Source organism: uncultured Thermosynechococcus sp., from assembly GCF_938074695.1.
Taxonomy (GTDB): domain Bacteria; phylum Cyanobacteriota; class Cyanobacteriia; order Thermosynechococcales; family Thermosynechococcaceae; genus Thermosynechococcus.
The window spans coordinates 19259-39915 of record NZ_CALJEM010000044.1 but is presented as its reverse complement, the minus strand read 5'-3'; the positions used below and the strand labels follow the sequence as shown (position 1 = coordinate 39915).

At 53.4% G+C, this 20657-nt stretch carries 23 protein-coding genes, 1 tRNA gene and 2 pseudogenes; 17 read left to right on the top strand and 9 right to left on the bottom strand.

Annotated elements, in window-relative coordinates; all coding sequences use genetic code 11:
• The first annotated feature begins 666 nt into the window (after window positions 1-666).
• Together coaD and Q0683_RS07400 are read left to right on the top strand one after the other, a co-directional pair.
• Entirely contained in the window at window positions 667-1173 is a 507-nt protein-coding gene (gene coaD, locus Q0683_RS07405; RefSeq protein ID WP_298977048.1) for a pantetheine-phosphate adenylyltransferase, read from the top strand.
• On the top strand, window positions 1128-1766 hold the full coding sequence (locus Q0683_RS07400) for an ATP synthase F0 subunit B (RefSeq protein WP_298615124.1): 639 nt from the start codon (window positions 1128-1130) through the stop codon (window positions 1764-1766). Before coaD ends, Q0683_RS07400 begins: the two co-directional genes overlap by 46 nt.
• 240 nt (window positions 1767-2006) lie before the next feature.
• On the opposite strand, the pseudogene Q0683_RS07395 reads toward Q0683_RS07400, so the two are convergent.
• A pseudogene (locus Q0683_RS07395) lies at window positions 2007-2248 on the bottom strand (alpha-E domain-containing protein); the annotation flags it as partial.
• A 57-nt stretch (window positions 2249-2305) separates the two neighbouring features.
• On the opposite strand from Q0683_RS07395, the gene Q0683_RS07390 reads away from it, so the two are divergent.
• The 5 genes from Q0683_RS07390 (at window position 2306) to murQ (ending at window position 5622) form a co-directional block, all read left to right on the top strand.
• On the top strand, window positions 2306-2638 hold the full coding sequence (locus tag Q0683_RS07390; protein ID WP_298615131.1) for a DUF565 domain-containing protein: 333 nt from the start codon (window positions 2306-2308) through the stop codon (window positions 2636-2638).
• Window positions 2601-2933 (top strand): DUF1877 family protein, encoded by a 333-nt coding sequence (locus tag Q0683_RS07385; RefSeq protein ID WP_298977042.1) that lies wholly within the window; start codon window positions 2601-2603, stop codon window positions 2931-2933. The genes Q0683_RS07390 and Q0683_RS07385 overlap by 38 nt, the downstream gene beginning before the upstream one ends.
• A gap of 113 nt (window positions 2934-3046) precedes the next feature.
• Window positions 3047-4075, top strand: coding sequence for a pyruvate dehydrogenase (acetyl-transferring) E1 component subunit alpha (gene pdhA, locus Q0683_RS07380; protein WP_298977040.1), 1029 nt, complete (start codon window positions 3047-3049; stop codon window positions 4073-4075).
• A 54-nt stretch (window positions 4076-4129) separates the two neighbouring features.
• A complete protein-coding gene (locus Q0683_RS07375) occupies window positions 4130-4699 on the top strand; it encodes a glyoxalase-like domain protein (RefSeq protein WP_298977035.1) in 570 nt (189 codons plus the stop codon).
• Window positions 4696-5622 (top strand): N-acetylmuramic acid 6-phosphate etherase, encoded by a 927-nt coding sequence (gene murQ / locus Q0683_RS07370; RefSeq protein WP_298977033.1) that lies wholly within the window; start codon window positions 4696-4698, stop codon window positions 5620-5622. Before Q0683_RS07375 ends, murQ begins: the two co-directional genes overlap by 4 nt.
• On the opposite strand, the gene Q0683_RS07365 is transcribed toward murQ, so the two are convergent.
• The gene (locus Q0683_RS07365; protein ID WP_298615142.1) at window positions 5619-5915 is read right to left on the bottom strand and encodes a hypothetical protein; all 297 of its coding nucleotides are present in this window, start codon (window positions 5913-5915) and stop codon (window positions 5619-5621) included. The two genes, murQ and Q0683_RS07365, sit on opposite strands and share 4 nt — an antisense overlap.
• Before the next feature lie 154 nt (window positions 5916-6069).
• Window positions 6070-6154, bottom strand: a tRNA-Ser gene (locus Q0683_RS07360).
• 36 nt (window positions 6155-6190) lie between these two features.
• Here Q0683_RS07360 and Q0683_RS07355 point away from each other — a divergent pair.
• Together Q0683_RS07355 and cbiE are read left to right on the top strand one after the other, a co-directional pair.
• Window positions 6191-6805 carry a cobalt-precorrin-8X methylmutase gene (locus tag Q0683_RS07355; RefSeq protein WP_298615145.1) on the top strand — a complete coding sequence of 205 codons (615 nt, stop codon included), beginning with the start codon at window positions 6191-6193 and terminating at the stop codon, window positions 6803-6805.
• Window positions 6802-8049 (top strand): precorrin-6y C5,15-methyltransferase (decarboxylating) subunit CbiE, encoded by a 1248-nt coding sequence (gene cbiE / locus Q0683_RS07350; RefSeq protein WP_298616993.1) that lies wholly within the window; start codon window positions 6802-6804, stop codon window positions 8047-8049. Before Q0683_RS07355 ends, cbiE begins: the two co-directional genes overlap by 4 nt.
• On the opposite strand, the gene Q0683_RS07345 is transcribed toward cbiE, so the two are convergent.
• Complete coding sequence (locus tag Q0683_RS07345; protein WP_298616090.1) at window positions 8040-8570, bottom strand: pentapeptide repeat-containing protein; 531 nt, start codon at window positions 8568-8570, stop codon at window positions 8040-8042. The genes cbiE and Q0683_RS07345 overlap by 10 nt on opposite strands.
• Window positions 8571-8691: 121 nt before the next feature.
• On the opposite strand from Q0683_RS07345, the gene Q0683_RS07340 reads away from it, so the two are divergent.
• Together Q0683_RS07340 and Q0683_RS07335 are read left to right on the top strand one after the other, a co-directional pair.
• Window positions 8692-10236, top strand: coding sequence for a SagB/ThcOx family dehydrogenase (locus Q0683_RS07340; protein ID WP_298616088.1), 1545 nt, complete (start codon window positions 8692-8694; stop codon window positions 10234-10236).
• Window positions 10233-10679 carry an Rrf2 family transcriptional regulator gene (locus Q0683_RS07335; RefSeq protein WP_298616086.1) on the top strand — a complete coding sequence of 149 codons (447 nt, stop codon included), beginning with the start codon at window positions 10233-10235 and terminating at the stop codon, window positions 10677-10679. Before Q0683_RS07340 ends, Q0683_RS07335 begins: the two co-directional genes overlap by 4 nt.
• A gap of 246 nt (window positions 10680-10925) precedes the next feature.
• On the opposite strand, the pseudogene Q0683_RS07330 reads toward Q0683_RS07335, so the two are convergent.
• Window positions 10926-11162: pseudogene (locus tag Q0683_RS07330) on the bottom strand (zinc ribbon domain-containing protein); the annotation flags it as partial.
• Window positions 11163-11344: 182 nt separating this feature from the next.
• On the opposite strand from Q0683_RS07330, the gene Q0683_RS07325 reads away from it, so the two are divergent.
• On the top strand, window positions 11345-11749 hold the full coding sequence (locus Q0683_RS07325) for a hypothetical protein (protein WP_298615068.1): 405 nt from the start codon (window positions 11345-11347) through the stop codon (window positions 11747-11749).
• A gap of 190 nt (window positions 11750-11939) precedes the next feature.
• Window positions 11940-13190: a hypothetical protein gene (locus Q0683_RS07320; RefSeq protein ID WP_298977027.1), complete on the top strand. Its 1251-nt coding sequence runs from the start codon at window positions 11940-11942 to the stop codon at window positions 13188-13190.
• Window positions 13191-13196: 6 nt separating this feature from the next.
• Here Q0683_RS07320 and Q0683_RS07315 read toward each other — a convergent pair whose 3' ends face one another.
• Window positions 13197-14600, bottom strand: coding sequence for a BCD family MFS transporter (locus Q0683_RS07315; protein ID WP_298615063.1), 1404 nt, complete (start codon window positions 14598-14600; stop codon window positions 13197-13199).
• Window positions 14601-14916: 316 nt separating this feature from the next.
• Between Q0683_RS07315 and Q0683_RS07310 the strand changes: the two genes are divergently transcribed.
• Together Q0683_RS07310 and Q0683_RS07305 are read left to right on the top strand one after the other, a co-directional pair.
• On the top strand, window positions 14917-16116 hold the full coding sequence (locus Q0683_RS07310) for an MFS transporter (RefSeq protein WP_298615059.1): 1200 nt from the start codon (window positions 14917-14919) through the stop codon (window positions 16114-16116).
• A gap of 78 nt (window positions 16117-16194) precedes the next feature.
• On the top strand, window positions 16195-16731 hold the full coding sequence (locus Q0683_RS07305) for a DUF2062 domain-containing protein (RefSeq protein WP_298615057.1): 537 nt from the start codon (window positions 16195-16197) through the stop codon (window positions 16729-16731).
• Here Q0683_RS07305 and Q0683_RS07300 read toward each other — a convergent pair.
• Together Q0683_RS07300 and Q0683_RS07295 are read right to left on the bottom strand one after the other, a co-directional pair.
• The gene (locus Q0683_RS07300) at window positions 16691-17410 is read right to left on the bottom strand and encodes a peptidylprolyl isomerase (RefSeq protein WP_298615054.1); all 720 of its coding nucleotides are present in this window, start codon (window positions 17408-17410) and stop codon (window positions 16691-16693) included. The two genes, Q0683_RS07305 and Q0683_RS07300, sit on opposite strands and share 41 nt — an antisense overlap.
• Window positions 17411-17459: 49 nt before the next feature.
• Entirely contained in the window at window positions 17460-18374 is a 915-nt protein-coding gene (locus Q0683_RS07295) for a cell division protein FtsQ/DivIB (protein ID WP_298615052.1), read from the bottom strand.
• Between the two features lie 139 nt (window positions 18375-18513).
• Here Q0683_RS07295 and Q0683_RS07290 point away from each other — a divergent pair, with 139 nt between their 5' ends.
• Together Q0683_RS07290 and hisB are read left to right on the top strand one after the other, a co-directional pair.
• Complete coding sequence (locus Q0683_RS07290; protein WP_298977023.1) at window positions 18514-19134, top strand: hypothetical protein; 621 nt, start codon at window positions 18514-18516, stop codon at window positions 19132-19134.
• A gap of 6 nt (window positions 19135-19140) precedes the next feature.
• Entirely contained in the window at window positions 19141-19773 is a 633-nt protein-coding gene (gene hisB / locus Q0683_RS07285) for an imidazoleglycerol-phosphate dehydratase HisB (protein WP_298615047.1), read from the top strand.
• Here hisB and Q0683_RS07280 read toward each other — a convergent pair.
• Complete coding sequence (locus Q0683_RS07280; protein ID WP_298977020.1) at window positions 19770-20591, bottom strand: pentapeptide repeat-containing protein; 822 nt, start codon at window positions 20589-20591, stop codon at window positions 19770-19772. The two genes, hisB and Q0683_RS07280, sit on opposite strands and share 4 nt — an antisense overlap.
• Window positions 20592-20657 lie beyond the last annotated feature (66 nt).

Sequence of the window (20657 nt, the reverse complement as noted above, 5' to 3'; positions counted from 1 at the left end):
AAGGATGGCGCTTAATACTTATTTAACAAACGCAGTAGCTGGGGAAGTGAAGTGAGTTAATAAAACTAAATAGTTATTCAAAAAACTAATCATCATCCGGGAATACCAATCACTTTAGGTTTAGAGGTTAATTTACTGTATTCAAATCAAAGTGTGCCCTCCAATCGAAAAGAACCTTAAGTGTGCGTTTTATCAAATACATTTTTGTTATAAATGCTGAGATCTGGGGTCGTCAAGTATTGGCTGATACAAACAGTTGTTCAGTCACCATTCTGTAACATAGCCACTACATGACACTGCAAAATTTAAGAAACTGTTTACAATACTTTACATTAAGCCGAAATTTGGTAGCTAGGACTACAGCTGATGTCGGTAAAGTTGTAATAATAATTTATCTTTTTATATTGCGATTACAGTTTTTACATTAAATTTTTATTAATTGCAGTTGCTCTATTTCTGCACAGGTGTAGGGATCATTACATTTCCCTTGGGGGTATTGGTTGCAGAGCCGATAGTGAAGATACAGTGCTTTTGAAAAAAATTCTGAGCGATCGCGGAGGGTCTGCCGATCTAGCAAGGGTATGCGCTGCTCCTAGAAATCGGCGATGATCGTCTTACGCATTCCCTCGATGCTGTTTAACGTCTCATCTTGTCATTGAGCTGCTTATGCTTGCTGTTTATCCCGGAAGCTTTGATCCCATTACCCTAGGGCACTTGGATATTATTGAGCGGGGGGCTCGTCTGTTTAGCGAAGTCATCGTCGCGATCGCCCACAACCCCCAGAAGAAAGCTCTCTTTAGCGTCAGCCAACGCATCAAACAAGTCCAGGCGGCAACAGGCCACCTGAAAAATGTACGGGTGGATGCCTTTGATGGCCTGACGGTGGAGTACGCGCGATCGCAACGGGCAACGGTTCTCCTGCGAGGGCTGCGGGTTCTGTCGGACTTTGAATATGAACTTCAGATGTCCCACACGAATAAAAGCCTCTGGCCAGAAATTGAAACCGTGTTCCTCACCACGTCCAATGAGTATAGTTTCTTAAGTAGTAGCTTAGTAAAAGAAATTGCCCGATTTGGCGGTAATGTTCGTCATCTAGTACCAGCCACCGTTGCCAAGGATTTAGAAGCATGCTTTACTCAAACGCCGATCCCATCTCAACCAACACTGCAGTAAACGAGGCCTGTAATGTTCCTTCGACCTCCTTGCAACTGCTGCAACAACTGCAAAAGCTGGAAGAACTGATCATTCTCGAAGGGACGAAGATCCCACTGACGGGGCGCAAGCTCATTGACGAAGAGCAGCTCCTTAACCATTTAGCGCAAATTGAGCAGGTCATTCCTGAATCGGTCACAACGGCTCAGCGGATTCTCAATCAGCGAGATGAGATCATTAAACAAGCCCAGCACCGTGCCCAAGAAATTATCCGCGCCGCAGAGCAACGCGCTGCCCAAATTGCCGATGAACTGCGGATTCGCCAGCAAGCGGAACTAGAAGCCCAGAAAATCCGCCAGCAGGTGCAGCAAGAAGTGGAGTTCATGCGCCAGCGTGCGATTGAGGAAATCAATTTACTACGGCAAAACACGGAAAAAGAACTCGCCCATCTGCGCCAACTGACCCGCCAGGAGTGCCAAGAGCGGCAACAGGAAGCCGATGCCTATGCCGATCGCACCCTTGCGGAAATGGAACGCCAGCTCAAGGAAATGCTAGCGGTGATTCAAAACGGGCGCCAATACCTCAGGCAGCATCAAGCCCACCGTCAGCCCTAGGGAAGTCTCTAATTTTGTTGGCCGTTTTTAGGGATCCTAGATCAGATAACCAGGGGGCGATCGCCCCAGACAGGAACAAATACGGCCGCTCTAGCCTCAGCTCAATTAAAATTGTTACCCTAGGCAATCTATAGAGACCCTAAAGCAAAGAACGTTTGAAAAATCTGCCTATCCACTTCATTCATCTGCTGCTGCACGTGCTCGAGGAACTCATGCATGCCTTGATGAAGAATCCCATCAATTGCCAAAAGGAAGGAAGCGAATCACATTTTCGGCAGTAGTAATGCCATAGTATTCCTGAAAGAAAAAAAGGGCAAATTCCCTGTTATTGATACCACAGGATGCCATTGACTCAAAAGGCGCATGGGCAAATCCAGTCGCTTCTTCAAGTTCAGAGCCACATCAACAAAGCGCGCAATATTCTCCGCCCGCTCAATGTAGGGATTTAACCAATAGAGCGCATCGGCAACACGACTTAGCATATACTGGCAAGCATTGACTTTCTGCCCACTGTAGCAACCTTAGCCCATCTTGAGTATATGCAGCAAACCCGCCTCAATACCCTGCTTGATCGCTTGGGCGCTGGAATTCAGGAGCAGTTAAAAAATCCGTGGCGACGGCTGGCAACCCTCAGTATTGCGGTTCTCTTTGGCATATTTTTAGGCTTGGCGGTTTCCTCTAGCGCGGGTCAACTGGGTTACTTAGACATTCTCGCCTCCTCCATTGTGGTAATTGTTGCTGAAGTGGTTAGTGCCTTGTTCTATGGCGATCGCTGGAAATTGCGGCAGACGCTCTTTGGCGAAATTCTCAATGCCGTGAAGTTTGGTCTCCTCTATGGCTTGTGCCTCATTGCCTTCCTTTTGGGCAGTTAGGTGTTACTCCCCCAAAGGGGGAACAGAAGTTACCTCTGAAGACTGGCCGGAGAGGGCGCCCCGTCTCCTCAATCGCCGGCAGGTAGAGGCTCGGCCTCAAACACTGCAATCTGTGACTGAAACGGCCCTAGCACAACGTTTTAACCCACAGGCAATGGCTGCCGCCCACATCTCTCCCACCTCCTTTTGGAGCCGCAGCCGGCAAGAGGCTTGGCAACTGCCTTGGCAATCCCATAGCGATCTACAGGACTTTTTAGCAAGCGCAGAGCAGCAAGGGGCAGGGGGACTGATTTAGTTTGATTAAAAGAATCCTCTATTTAGCAGGCATAATTTGAGTAAAATAGGGGGATGCCAACGGCGGCTTGCCCTGTTGGTACGGCGTTTACCCTAGGTTGATCACTGCCTGCTATGGTTCAAGAGCGTAGTCTGCCCTCTTTGTCCATTCCCCAAACTGCGATTACCCGCGAGCAAGGGTTAATGCTCTATGAAGATATGGTACTGGGGCGCACCTTTGAGGATAAGTGTGCCGAAATGTACTATCGGGGGCGGATGTTTGGCTTTGTCCACCTCTACAACGGTCAAGAAGCTGTCTCCACAGGCGTGATCAAAGCTATGCGTTCTGATGATTACGTGTGCAGTACCTATCGCGATCACGTCCATGCCCTCAGTGCCGGTGTTCCTGCCCGTGAGGTGATGGCCGAACTCTTTGGCAAGGCCACAGGCTGTAGCAAGGGTCGAGGTGGCTCAATGCACTTATTTTCCGCCAAGCACAATTTCTTGGGGGGCTTTGCCTTCGTAGCTGAGGGCATTCCCGTAGCACTGGGCGCCGCGTTTCAGACGATGTACCGCCGTCAAGTGATGGGCGATGCCCAGGCTGATCAGGTTACAGCTTGTTTCTTTGGCGATGGTGCCACCAATAATGGCCAGTTCTTTGAGTGCTTGAATATGGCGGCACTCTGGAAATTGCCGATTCTGTTTGTGGTGGAAAACAACAAGTGGGCGATCGGCATGGCCCATGAGCGCGCCAGCTCCCAAACGGAAATTTACAAGAAGGCCAAGGTCTTTGGCATGGTGGGCGAGGAAGTGGATGGCATGGATGTGCTGGCAGTGCGCACCGTAGCCGAGGCAGCGATCGCCCGTGCCCGTGCGGGTGAAGGCCCTACCCTGATTGAAGCCTTGACCTACCGTTTCCGCGGTCACTCGCTCGCCGATCCCGATGAACTGCGCTCCAAAGAAGAGAAAGAATTTTGGCTGAAGCGCGATCCCATCAAAAAGCTGGGTGCTTACCTTGTGGAGCAAGAACTTGCCACTCACGAAGATCTGCGTGCCATTGAGCAAAAAGTACAAGCCATTGTCGAGGATGCGGTGGCCTTTGCCGAGGAAAGTCCTGAGCCGCAGCCCGAAGAACTCTACGACTATATCTTTGCCGATGAATAACCTAGGATGAGTTCTGTTGACTACAATAAAAGGAAACTTTTCTAGAACATTGGCATGCTGTTGACTCCTCCTTTGTTTGCTTGGCTGGATGGTCTCTGGGATGGGGTATTCTCCACCCAAGGGATCATGATCATGCTGCTGATGGGCTACGCAGGGGCAATGTGGCTCTTTTTGTCCAGTGCCCCCAAAGTCTATACGATCATGGTTTCGGATCTGGAGCACGCGCAGCAGTTCTACGAGCAGGAGTTAAACTTACCCATTGCCGAGGTGCCGCTGCACTATTACTACAACTATGAGCAAACCCTTGGTGTGGCCTCGCTGGATCCCCTCTATGTGCCCTCGGCTTTGAGCTACAGCAGCCCCAAGCGCCCTAGCCCCAGTGATGGTCTATGGTACCAACTCAAGAAAAACACGCAACTGCACGTGATTAGCGGTGCCAGCAAGGGGGAACGCAACCGTCAGCGCCATGTCTGCTTTGACCGGGAGTGCTTGGAACTCCTGTTGCAGCGGATTCAACGGCGGCAGTTGCGCTACAAACTGCGCAGCGATCGCCCCCTCAATTTCCTTGTGAAGGACTACGAGGGCACCGTGATTGAAATGGCAGAAATTTCAGCACGGCCATGACAGCCCACTCAGAACTCCCCAATCGTGGCCATCTCTTAACCGAGCAGGTTAACCCCGCCAGCCAGCATCTGGATCAGCTCACTCCCCTAGAACTGGTTGATCTCTTTAATCGCGAAGATGCCCAGACCCTAAAGGCAATTGCCCAAGCGCGGGAAGCTCTAGCCCAAGCCATTGCCGCCACCGCAGACCGTCTCCGCCAAGGAGGTCGGCTTTTTTATGTGGGGGCAGGCACCAGTGGTCGCTTGGGGGTTTTAGATGCTGTCGAATGTCCACCCACCTTTTGTACCCCTCCTGATTTGGTGCAGGGCATTCTGGCGGGGGGAGAAGCAGCCCTTGTGCGCAGCTCCGAAGGCCTTGAGGATCGCTACGAGGATGGGGTGGCGGTGGTGGGCGATCGCCAGATTACTGCCCAAGATGTGGTGATTGGCATTACCGCCGGGGGCACGACTCCCTATGTGCATGGCGCCCTCGATGCCGCTCAAGCAGTGGGGGCACTGACGGTCTTTATCGCCTGCGTTCCCTCGGAGCAGGTGCAGCGGGCTGCCGACATTGACATTCGTCTGCTGGTAGGGCCTGAACTCCTGGCGGGATCCACCCGTTTGAAAGCCGGTACGGCCACAAAAATGGCACTGAATATCATTTCCACCGGCGTAATGGTGCAGTTAGGCAAAGTCTATGGCAACCGCATGGTGGATGTGGCGGTCACAAATCGTAAGCTCTTGGATCGTGCCCTGCGGATTCTTACGGATCTCACAGGGATTGACCGCGCAGCGGCAGCAGATCTCCTTGAACGCAGTGGCTACCAAGTGAAACGTGCCCTGCTCATGCATTGGACAGGATTAGATGCCCTTGCCGCTCAAGCCCTATTGCAGCAACACAATGCCCAGCTTCATGCTGCCAAGCAGGCTGCCAGCCCCCGCTAAATGCCAACCCGGAAACCAATGCCGCGGCGGCGGGGTTCCTCAAATTGCCGATATACTTGGGGAGCAGGGCGAGGCGGTACAGGGGCAATCTCTAGGCTGTTTTCAATTTCCACCTTATCTCGCACCTGTTGTAGGACGTTGATGGTTGCGGTAGAATCTGCTGCCGACTGCAGGGCCGATCGCAAGTCAGGGCTAACCTGAATCGTGCCAATGGCATTGGAATCTGCAACGGCTGGTGCGGCAGCAAGGGTGCCAACCATCAGCACCAAAGGAAGTGAGGAGAAACGCATCATCCAGACCCCTCGATAGCGGTAGAACTTAGACCCTTAAACCCTCTAGCTATGCGATGACTGCCATTGAGTTTCTTCCTTAATTTTAGCTCGGCTACTTCCCTCCGCCGCCTTGCAAGGGGCGCCCTCAAGTACAAGCAAAGTAATAAACTTAGAACGGAGAGAGAGGGATTCGAACCCTCGGTGAGTTGCCCCACACAGCATTTCCAGTGCTGCGCCTTCGACCACTCGGCCATCTCTCCTAGTTTAGGCAGTTTTGCTATTCTATCAAAAGTCCCGTGTCTTTGCTACATCCCATTGCCGAGGCCAGTTTTGCTATCATTGATCGGGAGATCGGCGCTCACAATTTCGATCCCCCTAGCTATGCAATTTTGCGGCGGATGATCCATAGCACCGCCGATTTTGAGTTAAAGGAACTGTTGGAAATTTCGCCGGGGGCGATCGCCCACATGACTCAAGCTTTGCGCTCAGGCGTGCCGATTATTACGGACGTGGCCATGGTCAGTGTGGGTATTCAAACAATGGTCAGCCGTACCTTTCAAAACCCAATTATTACCGCGCTGGATGATGGCAGCCACACTGCTGCTGGTCAAACCCGCAGCGCCGCAGGAATGATTCGGGCTTGGGAACAATGGCCCTCTGGTCTGTTTGTAATCGGGAATGCGCCAACGGCGCTCTTGGCTCTGTGCGATCGCCTGCAAGAGACCCCTGTACCTCCGGCGGGCGTTATTGGGGTTCCCGTGGGCTTTGTCAACGTGGTGGAGTCAAAGACTGCCTTGGCACAACTCCCTGTGCCCCAAATTCGCGTTGCCGGTCGCAAGGGGGGATCCCCTGTGGCAGCAGCAATTGTGAATGCCCTCCTAGAGTTGGCCTATAGCGAGGAGCCGGTGTGACCCCAATTCATGTGGTGGGCATTGGCCTAGAGGGTCTGGCAGGCTTGGGGAAAATAGCTCAGGAAATTATTTATAAGGCTACGCTCTTGGTGGGGAGCGATCGCCATTTGCAGTTAATTCCAGAGGGAGACACCCCCCGCCTCTCTTTACGGGACTTTCATGCCACTCTCAAGGCGATACAAACCCACTTGGCAACAACCTCTGACCCCCAGGTGGTCATTCTCACCAGTGGCGATCCTCTGTTTTACGGGTTGGGACGCTGGCTCTTGGAAGTCTTTGCCCCCGAGCAGCTGACGTTTCATCCCCACCTGAGTGCGGTGCAGTTGGCCTTTAGCCGGCTCAAGCTCCCTTGGCAAGATGCGGTCATCTACAGTGCCCATGGTCGCGATTTGGCGGGGTTGGTGCCCCTGTTGCAGCGGGGGGTGGCAAAAATTGCCATTTATACCGATGGCGAAGCCGATATTGCGGCCATTAGCCGCTTATACCAAGCCTTGCACCTGCCTGTGACCTATCGGGCGTGGGTGTGTCAAGCCCTTGGGAGCGAAGACGAAGCCATTCTCCCCTGGGACTTAGCCCAACCGGTGAGGGAACTGCCGCCCGTCCATCCCTTGAATCTGGTGGTGCTCCTGCGGCAACCCCAGCGCCTGCCCCCCAGGGAACAGCCTATTCTTGGCCTAGGGGATGATCAATTTTTCACGTTTAGCGATCGCCCCGGCTTGATGACCAAGCGGGAGGTGCGGGTACTGGCCTTGGCGGAATTGGCTCTCACGAAGACTGTAGAAACCGTTTGGGATGTGGGCGCCGGCACCGGCAGTGTAGCTGTGGAAATAGCTCGCCTTGTCCCCCAAGCCACCATCTATGCCATTGAAAAAACTGCCATCGGCTTTCAACTCATTGAACGCAATCGCAAACTTTTTGGCCTCGGTAATCTCCTGCCCCTCCAAGGGGAAGCCCCCCAGTGCCTCAGTGGCTTACCGCCACCCGATCGCGTGTTTATTGGCGGCAGTGGTGCTCAGTTACTGGCCAATCTAGACTTTTGCTGGTCGCAGTTGAAACCCGGTGGGCGTCTCGTACTGGCGATCGCCACCCTCGAACACCAAGGCCAAGTTCTCCAGTGGTGTCAGACCCATCAACTCCGCCCCCAGCTTCTGCAGGTGCAAATTAGCCGCTCGGTTCCCCTCGGGCAAGGCCACCGCCTCCAGCCCCTCAATCCCGTTACCTTGATTACCCTCAGTCAGGGATAGAAATAGCCATCGGGATAGATGGTGGTGCGATCGCACACAGCAACCGATAGATCGGCGCCCGTGGCCCGAAAAAAGTTACAACGCTGCACCTGCGCTTCCCTTAAGTCTGCCTGCTCTAAATTAGCCTGTTGCAGGTTTGCCCCCCGCAGATTCGCCTGTCGTAAATTGGCATAGCGCAAATCCGCCCCCTGCAGATTCGCCCCTTGTAGGTTTGCCCGTTCCAAATTGGCCGTCCGCAAATTGGTTCGCACCAGGCTGGCGCCCTCAAGATTCGCTGCCGTCAGATTGGCTTGATACAACTGAGCATCCCCTAATTCACTGTGGCGGAGGTTGGCAGCCGTTGCCTGAATGCGATTTAACTGGCAATAGGGCAAATAGGCATTCTCTAGATTACTGTTGCTAAAATCGGCCTCGCTCAGGTTGGTGTCAAAGAGACTCAGACCCGTCAGATCCCTTCCTCGAAAATCCCGTTCCCCCGCTGCGTAGGCTGCCAATAGTTCCTCATTGCTCAATTTGGCCATAATGGTATGGTATAGAGTGTATTGTGACTAAGTATTTCTACCTAAACCTTTTTGACTGTACGGGAAGTTATTGGCCAAGTTCACATTCCTTAATGCTTTCTTAACTTGGTGAGGCACCACAATGGGGGTTCAACCGCTTTCTCTGGCACAGCACTACCACGAACGCACCAAGTATGCCCCTGAAAACTTAGCCCAACAGGCTACACCGCTGGATTTTAGTCGCCAGCCCAGCCCCTTCAAAACCTATCCTCTGGGTCATTCCTTTTCCCTAAAGCCCTTTTTAGAACCTGAGAAGGGAACAGCCCACCCCCATTGGCAGCGACTCTCACGGTTGTTGTACTGTAGCTATGGCATTACCGGGGTGGTTCCCTATCCAGATCAGCCCTTTTATATGCGGGCAGCCCCCTCCGCCGGTGGGCTATATCCAGCGGAGATCTATCTCCTCACGCGCAACGATACCGCCATTCCCGCCGGCATTTACCACTACCAAGTGAAAGACCATGCCCTTGGGCAGGTGTGGCAAAGCTACTCTTGGTCGGCATTACAGGCTGCCTGTCTGTGGCATCCGGCGTTGGAAAGGACGCACGTTGCCCTGATTGTCACCGCGGTTTTCTATCGTTCCGCTTGGCGCTATGGCGATCGCGCCTATCGCCGCATTTGTCTCGACATTGGGCATCTTTTGGGGAATGTGGAACTGGCCGCCAATATCAATGACTTTCGCGCTCACTGCATTGGTGGTTTTGTGGATGCCCAAATGAATGAACTCCTCTATCTCAATCCGGAGCAGGAGGGGGTGTTGGCGGTGGTGGCTCTTGCCAATTTGCTAGAAGTGGAAGAAAACTTACCCCCCTTTCCCTCTGCCTTACCCTCTGCCACCTGCTATGACTACGGGGCGATCGCCAGTGGTGAGTTGCTCAAGGCCTGTCACCGTGCCAGTGCTCTGGTCAACAGTGAGATTATCTACGGCATGGCTAAAGCAGAAACAACCGTTGCCAAAGGCAGTATGGAAGTGCCTGCTGAACCCGCCCCCGGTAAATATAACTTCCCCTTTGGCCTGCGGGTAAGTTTGAGCAAACCCCTCATTCATTGGCAAGACAATTTAGCCGCTCTTGAGCAGACCATGCTTCAGCGGCGCTCCACTCGGCGGTACAGTGGCCAAGGGATTGAGAGGGATGAACTGGCGGCTCTCCTCACCTTTGCTTACCATCCTCAGGACTATCGCGAACAAGGACTGGACGAAGCCCCCAGCTTCTTTGACCTGACCTTGGTGGAAACCTTTATTGCGGTGACGCGGGTCAGGGATCTCGAGGAGGGCTGCTACTACTACGCTGTGGCCGAGCATGAGCTGCGCCAGATTCGCTTCAAGAATTTTCAAGAACAGTTGCATTTCCTCTGCCTCAATCAAGATCTGGGGCGCGATGCCGCAGTGGTGATTTTCCATACCGCCAATCTGGAACGGGCGATCGCCCGCTATGGGGAACGGGCCTATCGCTACCTGCACATGGATGCCGGTCACCTCGGACAGCGGCTGAATTTAGCCGCCACCGCTTTGGGGTTAGGGGTCAGTGGCATTGGCGGTTTCTTTGACGATCAGGTCAACGATCTTCTGGGCATTCCCCCCGAAGAGGCAGTTTTGTACATTACCACCATCGGTAAAGCAGCGTGACCCTCACCACCCGTGGCCACTACAGTATCAAGGCGCTACTGGATTTGAGCTTATTGCCCAACTATGGGCCTGCCTCCGTACGTGCCATTGCTGAGCGGCAAAAGATTCCTGCCCCCTACCTAGAAAAACTCTTGATTGAATTGCGGCGCGCAGGCTTGGTGCGATCGCTGCGGGGTGTCTATGGGGGTTATCAACTTGCCCGTCCCCCCGCCGCCATTTCCCTGCGGGACATTCTCACTGCCGTTGGTGAGTCGCCGACCCCCCTGTTTTTGCACCCCCCCCAACCGGAAGATGGCACAGCGGATTGGGTGACCTTGAGTCTCTGGCAACGTCTGCACCAAAAACTGCAGGATGCCTTGGCCGGTATTTCCCTAGAAGATTTGTACTTTGATGCCCGCAGTTGGCAAGCCGCCCAAGGGGATGGAGCCACATTTGTGATCTAGGCAATCTAAGCAGAGAACATCTCACAGGGGGAGGAAACATCCATTTGACATCCTCCCCAGCCTGAAGACCAAAGTACTGCACCCAAGCGTGGTATCAATCTACACTTGACTCACTGCGACGGGTTCCTGCTTCCCACCGCCCGTGCGGTTCGATCCCCAGGCCATGCGGGTTCTCTCGCCGGATTTCCATCCCGTAAGACAGGAGGTTGATGCACCGACCCAATCGGCACTGGACTCGAAACCCTATGCCACGCCCAAAAACCGCCCTTGTGTTTGGCGGTTGTCCCCTGACACATGACCACAGCACGGACAGGTGCGAGTTGTGTTCTAGGGTGCCACTACCACCAACCAGTCGCCCTGCCAAGCCAGCTTGTAGCTCAGTTGGCGGCGGAACTCGAACCAGCCTTGATCGAGGATAGACTTGACCCGAACGTGTCTGCCCGGCTGCTCCAGTGTCCCTGCCTCTGCACCTGCCAGTCCTCGATACACAGCCCTGTTAGCTTGCTCCCGCGCAGCGGTAGGGGGAGGCTTGCTGCCCAGCGGATCACTGATCACTAATTTTAGGATTCAGTAGAATAAGGGAACTACAAGACGTGTCTCCGGGTCTTTAGCTCTGGCACCGTGTGGAATGCAGTACACTATATCGGATTAGTGGATGGGTTTCGATGAAAAATTCCTTGCACTATCTCCTGTGTGGCTTGGGTATGGGGCTGGCGATCGCCTTTGTTCCCCGGCTGCCCGTCTTTCAATCCCCTGATATTGTTATGGCGCAGGGAACCGGTCAGGCCATTTTTCCCCAAAGGCTGGCAAACCACCTAAAGAAAATCAATGCCAAGATGTACGGCGCCTACTGGTGTCCCGCTTGTATGAAGCAAAAAGAACTTTTTGGCAGCGCCTTTAAGACCATTAACTATATTGAGTGTGATCCTCGCGGCACTAATCCTCAGCCAGAACTCTGTAAAGAGGCGAATATTCGTGCTTACCCCACATGGGAAATCAATGGCAAACGCTATGAAGGAGTTTATCCCCTAGAGGGCTTAGCTCAACTTTCGGGGTATCGGGGTCGCTGAGGCTGTACTCAACCTGTAGAGAGCAGGAGTACGGCTACTCTTGTGATTGAGATCACTTAAAAATTGTGGTTTCGATTACAGGAGAGTCTTACCTTGCCTTCTACGATATAAGTATGCTGTACGCTCTCAGTCATGCTTCTGGATTCCAGCACAGTCGTTAGCGGCGTGGCTTAAAAGCGCCTCACCCCCTATGAATACACGGATCAAAGCAAACGACTACCAACTCATTTACGACCACTTGCTGGAATGCGTGCAGCATGAGAGTCCAGAGCAAGTTATTGAACGGTTTCGTGCCCTTTTCCTCATGGGCTACACTTACCCCGATCGCCAGATTCAAGAGGCGATGGATCGGATTGTGACAGGGGCACAGGTGGCGGAGAATTTCCGGCCTTTTATAAACCGCTGCTGCCACATTTTGATTAACCGCTGGCAGTTGCATCCTTTGTTCCAAGGGGCTGTGCCTGAATTTCTGGCGATGCTCCAAACCCCTGTGGCGATGCCGGCGGGGGGTCTAAGCCGGGCACCGATTGTGCGTAAGTTGCGGCTGCTCCTCAAGGATTACTTAGAAAGTGAGGCTTTTCAAAAACTCCAGCGGCTCCTCCAGTTCTTTCAAGAGGATGCTCAAGATCCTGTACAAATTCAGCAAAATGGCGATCGCCCCCTTGCAACCCTGATTCGGCGCTATCCCTATCTGTACAACCACTGTCTTGTGGGAGATGATACAACACCGGAAGAACTGCGCTACATTCAAGAGTTTCAGCAAAAAGCAACGCAACAATTTGAAATGAACCTGAGTCAATACCTCACCGGTGAGTTTCGCCGTGCTCAGGGGCATCAGAATATTCCACCGGTGAAAAATCCCACCTTACTCTCTACGGAGGAAGTGAAAACCTCGATTCAACATTTTGTCGGTAAGGTGGATGGCCGTCACACCTATCGCGACTTGGCTCGCCAATTTGAGCAGCGGTTGCAACGCCTGAAATCCACCCGCGACTTTCGGGATGCCTTCTTCCACTACTTAACAGACACCACCGTGGAGTTGGGACGAGGTCGCTTTCGTCAGCGGTTTTACCAGTATCTAGAAACGCTGCCCCTCTTTCAGCAGCCCCACCCTCTCAATGAATTCACCATTGTCCGCACCTGTAGCCAAACCCTCCACTACTTAGTGGTGGAGAGTGCCCAAAATCCCAACCATTTGGTTTTTGTTGACTTACTCAACAATATCGGTACGGTGGCAACAATTGGCCTATTGCTCAAGATTATTCTTCTCAGCAAGAAGGTGAAGCCCTATCTCGAAAAACGCTTTGCCATCTTGTTTAACCACTATCAATCTTTTAGTCGCGGCAAGGTGCGCTGGCTGGTAAATTGCCTAGAGCATTTTAATATCGCCCATGTCACCCACTTTGGCAAGTTGGACTTCTCCTTCTTTGCCCGCTGGTAGGTAATTCTATTCCAAGTCTTCAGCCAAGACTTTGGCGATCGCCACCTGAGATTGTTGCCGAAATTGACTCACATCCACTTGTTTCAACAGTAAGACGGCCGCCAGCATTCCCAGGATCGGCAGACAAAAGACAAAGCCATAGGCAAGGAGCGGCACGCCAAACAGTTGGCGACCAATATCGAGAGCCGTTCCACCGACAACGGTGGCTGATCCCCGTGCAATCGCCTGCGCTAAGCCCCAAGCGCCAATAAATGTCCCTGCCGTTTCTGCGGCTGTTAAGTCCAGCATGAGACTAAGGGCACCCGTCGTCGTTACTCCAGCGGCAATACCAAAGAGAAAAAGTTGCAACTGAAAGAGCCACACCTGCCGCGTGACACCTGAAATGATCAACAGCAAGAACATCCAGGCCACCCCCCAACAGCCATAGGTGGTGGTGCGGATCTTGCCAAGGCGGGGCACAATGAAAAATCCTGTGAAACTGAGGCCCACCAGTGTGCCTATGCCCCAGTAGGCATTCAAACGCGTGGTTTCGGCGATTGTCATGCCAAAGACTTCCCCGCCAAAGGGTTCCAGAATGGGTTCCTGAATAAATAAACTCAGGGTCATGAGGACCAGGAAGAGAAAAAAGCGCCAGGTTTGGGAGTTAGCCGTGAGAATCTTCAGGGCACGACCAAGGGTAATGTTTTCAGGGTTGTCACAGGCACGACTGCGCACATGGTAGCGGGAATACTTGGCTTCAACCCCCCAAGTACTGGCGATCGCCAGAGCGAAAACCACCGTCAAAACCACCAAAAAGAGGCGATTGACAGTTTGTTGCAGGAGTTCAACGGGGGTATCCAGCTCCAACTGCCGCAACAGCACACTGCTGAGAATGGCACCGACCACAATCCCCACCGTCAACATTGACCAAACAATCCCCACCAATTTGCCCCGATCTTCCTCCTCGGAGACATCCACAAGCAGGGCAGCAAAGGGGGTCGAGCTACTGCTTACGCAGATGCCATAGGCAGCAAAAAGCAACCCCAGCAGGCCAATCCAGCCTTGGGTAACCAGACTCCAGCCCATCTGATCTAAGCTTTCCCCCACCCGCCAGATGACTTGCACAATGGCGTAGGTGACGAGGGTAAAGGCCAAAGCCCCACCCCAGACATACCCCGTGCGATGATAGCCCCCGATGGGGTGGGCATCGGAGAGCTGACCAAACCAGACCCGCACCGGTGAGACAAATTGATGCATGGCAATCGTCAGCGTCACCAATGTGGCCGGCACCGCCAATTCCTTGATGAGGATGCGGTTGAGAACCCCCAACACCAGAATTGACATCATTCCCAGTCCCATTTGAAAGAGACCCAAACGAAACATGACCCAAAGGGGCAGCGGTGGCGGCGTCGCGGCAGAATGGGTGGCCATACCTTATTCAACTCAGATTACTGATAGAGGATGATAAATGATTTTCAGGATGAGTTTAGAGTGCCATTAAGAATGAAATGGTCAACGATACGAGCAGAGCGATCAGGGTCAAAAAAAGCGATCGCTTCAACGAGTCTATATAAGCAGACATGGGTTGCATCACCTCATTAGCTAGGATATTTTGGTTCGATCAGTGGGAAAAGGGCTGTATTGTGTTAAGTTGTAGTCTTTTATTGTACTGCCTTTTTCTGGGGGTCAAAACCCGATAGGTCAGGCATCCATTACATGGGGACGTATCACATCAATGGGGATCAACTTGCGCTCACCATTATTCATTGTTCTGCTCACAATTGTCATCGACCGCTTGGGTGAGAGTCTCATTTTCCCCATTTTGCCCTTCTTTGTGGAGCGGTTTAACTTTGATGCGTTGAGCCTGACCCTGCTATTTTCTGCCTTTGCCGCTGCCCAATTCATGGCTGCTCCCCTCCTGGGTGCCCTTTCCGATTGCTGGGGACGTCGTCCGGTGTTGCTGATTTGCATTGCCGGCACTGCGCTCTCCTATATTCTCTTTGCTGTGGCTACGGTACCTTGGCTGCTCTTTGTTTCGCGAATTATTGATGGCCTCACGGGAGGCGTGGTTTCAACGGCTCAGGCCTATATTGCCGATACCTCCGCCCCGGCCGATCGAGCCAAGAACTTTGGTTTAACGGGGGCAGCTTTTGGCATTGGCTTCATCTTTGGGCCGGCGATTGGGGGCAGCCTAGCAGCGATTGACCTCAAGTTACCAATTTGGTTTGCCGCCGCCTTGGCCCTAGCCAATGTAGTCTTGGCTTATTTCATCTTGCCGGAGTCGTTGCCTGCAACTCAGCGATCGCCCCTAACCCTAAAGGGCTTTGCCCTGCAGCAGCAGTGGTTAACGCTATTCAATCAACGCACACTGCAAGCCTTGCTGATGGCCTTTTTTATCTTTAACTTTGCCTTTGCGGGGTTTACTAGTATTTTTGTCCTCTTTTTGAAGCGGCAACTGAGTTGGGGACCCGCCCAGGCGGGAATCATTTTTGTCATTATTGGCGTGGTGAGTACGATTGTCCAAGCGGGTTTAATTCGCTCGTTGATCCCTCGGTTTGGCGAGCAACGTTTGAGCTGGGGGGGACTCCTCCTCGTGGCCTTGGCCTTGTTAGGGATTGCCGCCGTTCCCAGTGTTGGCAGCCTGAGTGTGCCACTCCTCTATGGGTGCGTTGTGGGTTTGGCCTTTGGGGTGGGCATTATGTTGCCCTCCCTGCGGGGCGTGATCTCCAATCGGGTGCGAGATCAAGATCAGGGGAAAATTATCGGCGCCAGCCAATCGCTGCAAAGTGTGGCCGGAATTGCCGGGCCCGCATGGGCAGGGTGGGTCTTTGATCGCTGGGGTGGGGTGGCGCCTGCTTGGCAAAGCAGTGTGATGATGGTAATCGCCCTTGGCTTTTTGGCACTGGGATTGGGCAAGCCCCAAAATACGCCCCCTAGCACTGTCTAAGTAAAATATGTCAAACTGCTAAGCAAAGACCATCGTTCACCCCTTTTGCCAACCTTTGGACATTCTCGAAACTCCCCTATGATGCGGTTGTCTTTTCCTCAGCCCTCTCGACAGCCCCGCTGGCTGCAGGCTTGGCGGCGATCGCTGCGCTATCACTATTTGCGCCTGATGCGCTCCCACAGTAGCACCGAAAGTATTGCCCGTGGTCTTGGGGCAGGAGTTTTTGCCGGCATGCTTCCCCTCTTTGGGGGTCAGATGCTCATTGCCGTCAGTGTAGCGCTCCTAGTGCGGGGCAATAAGCCGTTGGCCGCCCTTGCCACTTGGGTGAGCAATCCCTTCACCTATGTGCCCCTCTATTGGTTTAACTTTCAGGTGGGCTGGTGGCTCATGGGGCAGCCTTCCCTATCCTTGGGTGAATGGCAGTCTTGGGAAAAGCTCCTAGAACAGGGGGGGCAAATGGCAATGATTCTGATTTTTGGCAGTCTTTGGGTGGGCGTGATTGCCGGACTGCTTACCTATGCCCTGTGTTTACGACTCCTACCCGCCCTGCGGCAACGCTTTCGCCGTCGCTCTGCTATGGCTGCTGTAGGTTTTCCAAACCGGCCACAACTTTAGCAGATTGTAGGCGATCGCCCTGCTGGATGGTGTCCACCACGTCCATGCCCTCGGTGACATAGCCAAAGACCGCATAGTTGCCATCCAGAAAATCCAATTGATCAAGGGCAATGTAAAACTGAGCTGAGGCCGAATCGGGGAGTTGCGATCGCGCCATGGCCACCGCACCGCGCCTATGATTCAGAACGGGTGAGACTTTGCCCGGTTGGCTATAGGTGGGGGTATCGCTGCCCTGACCTAGAATTTCTAGGGGAATATAGCGGGGGCGATTCGTCGCTGGGTCAATAAATGAACCGGTGCCGTAGCGTTGCGGCGGCACGCTGGGGTCTTTGGTCTGGGGATCCCCCCCTTGAACCACAAAGGGGCGGGGTTCACGAACGACGCGGTGAAAAATCGTGCCATCATAGACGCCGCGATTCACTAAATCCACAAAGTTGCCGGCGGTAATCGGGGCAGCATCCCCCCTTACTTGAATCGTAATCGGGCGATCGTTGACCGTCAGCACCACTGTTGCATCGCCATTGAGTCGGGGTAAATTGGCCATAGGGGTTGGGCTTTGTGCTCCTGGAATTGAACTGGTGTCAGCCACTGAGGAGAGTGACGTGCAACTCACCAGTAGAAGGGCGCTGAGCACCATCACCCACCGGCGGAGGATTGGGCCGAACTTCAGGGGGTTCATTGACAGGCCACTCCAAGCTAACCTCTCTATTATGCTGTGCTATTGCCCCTTAATTGCTGCGCGCAAGGGGCTGTTGTGTCGGTTGCTGCCGCAGTTGCACTAAGGGTTCATCGGGGTTGACCAGATCGATGAAGACGATTTGCCGAGGATCCAAGTACTGGGGTAGCTGCCTAAGACTGGCTAAGGCATTGAGTTGTTTTTTGAAGGTGGGGCTATCCCATCGCACTACCCCAAGGTGAACCGGCGCAAGAGGGGTTTGGACAATTAGAGTCTGTTCATTGCGCCAATCTAAACCTGTAAGAGGTAAATCTTGCTGCTGGAGAATTTGGTAAATCTGCTGCCACTGCTGGCGGCGATCGCCATCCACGGCCATTGTCTGCGGACGCGGTGGATCCTTAACGGGGACAAAATACCCCTGCAACTGGAGGGTGGGCATCGGTTTCAGGGCACCAGCCCGATAGCTACTCAGGGGGGCAACAAATCCAAGACCATCCACCAACCAGCGACTGGCAGGCCCTTGCAGCCGTCCGGTTTCACTCATTACCCAGCATTGATTACAGGTGGCAACTGCGACAGGTTGGCGTTCTTGGACTTCAACAATCAGGGTTGGCGGAAAGAGTTGGCGGGCAATTGTTACCCGTTGTAAGGGTAGCGTGGTTTCCAAAGTGTGAATGATCTGCCGTGGCCGCAAACGCAGCAGGGACTCAGGGTACTCAAGGGGCAATTGTGCCTGCAACGCTTCCGTTTTCAATAGTTGATTGCCGCGGATCACCACTTGCTCAGAACGGCGGATAATCCAGTCCGGCAATGTCAACCCCCAGACCAACCCCCCCGTTAAGGTCAAAAGGACACTGGTACGCCAAAGCCCTGCCAGTTGCCGCCAGCGGCGTTTATTTTGCAATTGGCGGCGCCGTTCACGAATGGCATCATAGACAGTTGTCCCCTGAGGAATGGGGTTTACCATGGCCCTAACCTCAGTGTTGAGGAGAATTGGAACTTAGAATGCTGCACGGGCTGTCATGACTTGATGGTAAGATACGCGATGTTAATTGTCTGTTCATTATCCCCTTGACTGCCTCTATCTTAAGTAAAGGCTTCGCACCATGCCCCTAAATACGTTTGCTCACCGGTCGAAATCATCCCTGCTCTTGGGGGTGTTACTCCTAGGGGTACTCCCGCGGGCAGTGTTTGCTCAGAATCGGCCTGCTAGCCCCAATGTCCAAATTGTCAATCCCACCCCCCCACCCAGTTCTTCAATTTATACCCTTGAGGGGGGCAAGCGCTTGATGGATGAAGCTGCCGCCGCGGTTAATAGCCAAAATTATGCCGTCGCCGCTCGCAAGCTATTGGAAGCCCGTACAGTCATGAACCAACTTTCAAACTTTTACCAGTCCCTCAACTCTAGCTTTTTGGGCATTGATACTGCGGCTGCCGATAGCCACCGTCGCCGTGCTCTAGAAGCAGCGCAACTGCGAGATCAAGCCACTTTTCAACTGGCTTTGGTCTATCGCGCCAATAACCAACCCGAACTGGCAGTGCCCCTTTTAGTGGAAATTATCCGCAGCCAAAACCCCACCCGCGAACTGGGACAAAAGGCCTATCAGCAATTGCTAGAATTAGGCTTTGTGGATGTGCCCTTTCCGCGTACGGGGGTAGTTCCTTCGGGAACGCCTGCGGCGAGTCCACCGCCAGCCACCTCTGCCAATTCCCAACCGCGTCAGTAGTGCTGCATGAATGACTCTCTCCTCGGCAATGGCCATGGATCTCTGTTGCGTCAAGCCACGGTTGATCGCCAGACCAAAGAAACCCAAGTTCACGTGGAACTCACCCTTGATGGCACCGGTCTAGGGGAGAATCACACAGGGATTCCCTTTCTAGATCACATGCTGGATCAGCTTTGCTCCCACGGGTTGGTGGATTTGCGCGTGCAGGCCAGGGGGGATACCCATATTGACGACCACCACACCAATGAGGATGTGGGCATTACCTTGGGGATGGCCTTGGATCAAGCCTTGGGCGATCGCCGAGGGATTCATCGTTTTGGCCACTTTGTTGCCCCCCTCGACGAGAGCCTCGTGGAAGTGGCCCTAGACATTTCGGGACGCCCCCACCTTAGCTATGGATTACAGATTCCTACGCAGCGGGTGGGCACCTATGATACGCAACTGGTGCGGGAGTTTTTTGTTGCTTTGGTGAACCATAGCCGCATGACGCTGCATATCCGCCAATTAGACGGCCTGAACTCCCACCACATTATTGAAGCCACCTTCAAAGCCTTTGCCCGTGCCCTCCGCATGGCGATCGCCATTGATCCCCGTCGCAGTCAGCAGATTCCCAGTTCCAAGGGCGTGATTCAGGCCTAGGTATGGACGTGACCATCGGGCATAATTGCCCCTGTCAGACGTGCGCCCGTCAGCTTCACCAAGAGACGGTTGCCCTGACTCATTTTTGCCCCCCGCAGATCAGCGCCTCGCAAGTCGGCACCACTCAAGTCAGCGCCAATGAGATTGGCCTCCTGTAGGTCAGCATAGCTGAGATCCGCTTGCAGTAAATTGGCACGAAAGAGATTGGCGTGGCGTAAGTTGGCGCGGTGGAGAATCACTCGATGCAAAAAGGCATCACTGAGATCGGCATAACTGAGGTTGGCATGGCTAAGGTTGCGCCCTTCAAAGTCCTTTTCGCTCAGGTTTGCCCCCTGTAAGTTCACCCCCGACATATCTTTGTGGGGAGGCGTTGTGCGTGGTGGCTCTGGGGGGGGTGGGGCAGCGGTTCTTTGGCGTTGATAGCTGCTGTAGGAATGGTTGTAGGGTTGGCCATAGGTGTGCTGTGTGGTTTGCTGCTCACGGCTCCCATGAGAGCTGCGATGGGTGTAGGGATTGGATGGATAGCGCGGCGGCGGTGAGGAATGATAGCTTTGCCGCTGGCTGGCAGCCCACTGGGAGGTTTGGCTGCTGTGTCTAGCAAGATGCCGCCGTAGTTGATCTCGCGCCTCATTAAATTGCTTAATTTTCTCTTGTGCCTTTTCGATTAGCCGTGTGTTGTCCTTGGGGATGCGATCGGGATGCCAAATGAACACCAAGTCCCGATAAGCCCGGTTCACTTCCTCTAGGGTCGCCCCCGGCTCTAACTCCAGTACCCGGTAGCAGGTGTCTAAATCGAGCATTTTCTGACGGCTTATCATGGATATTGACGATCTTAACCACGGAACTGCTCACCTAGGGTTGCGAAAGAATGCGTTAGTATGAAC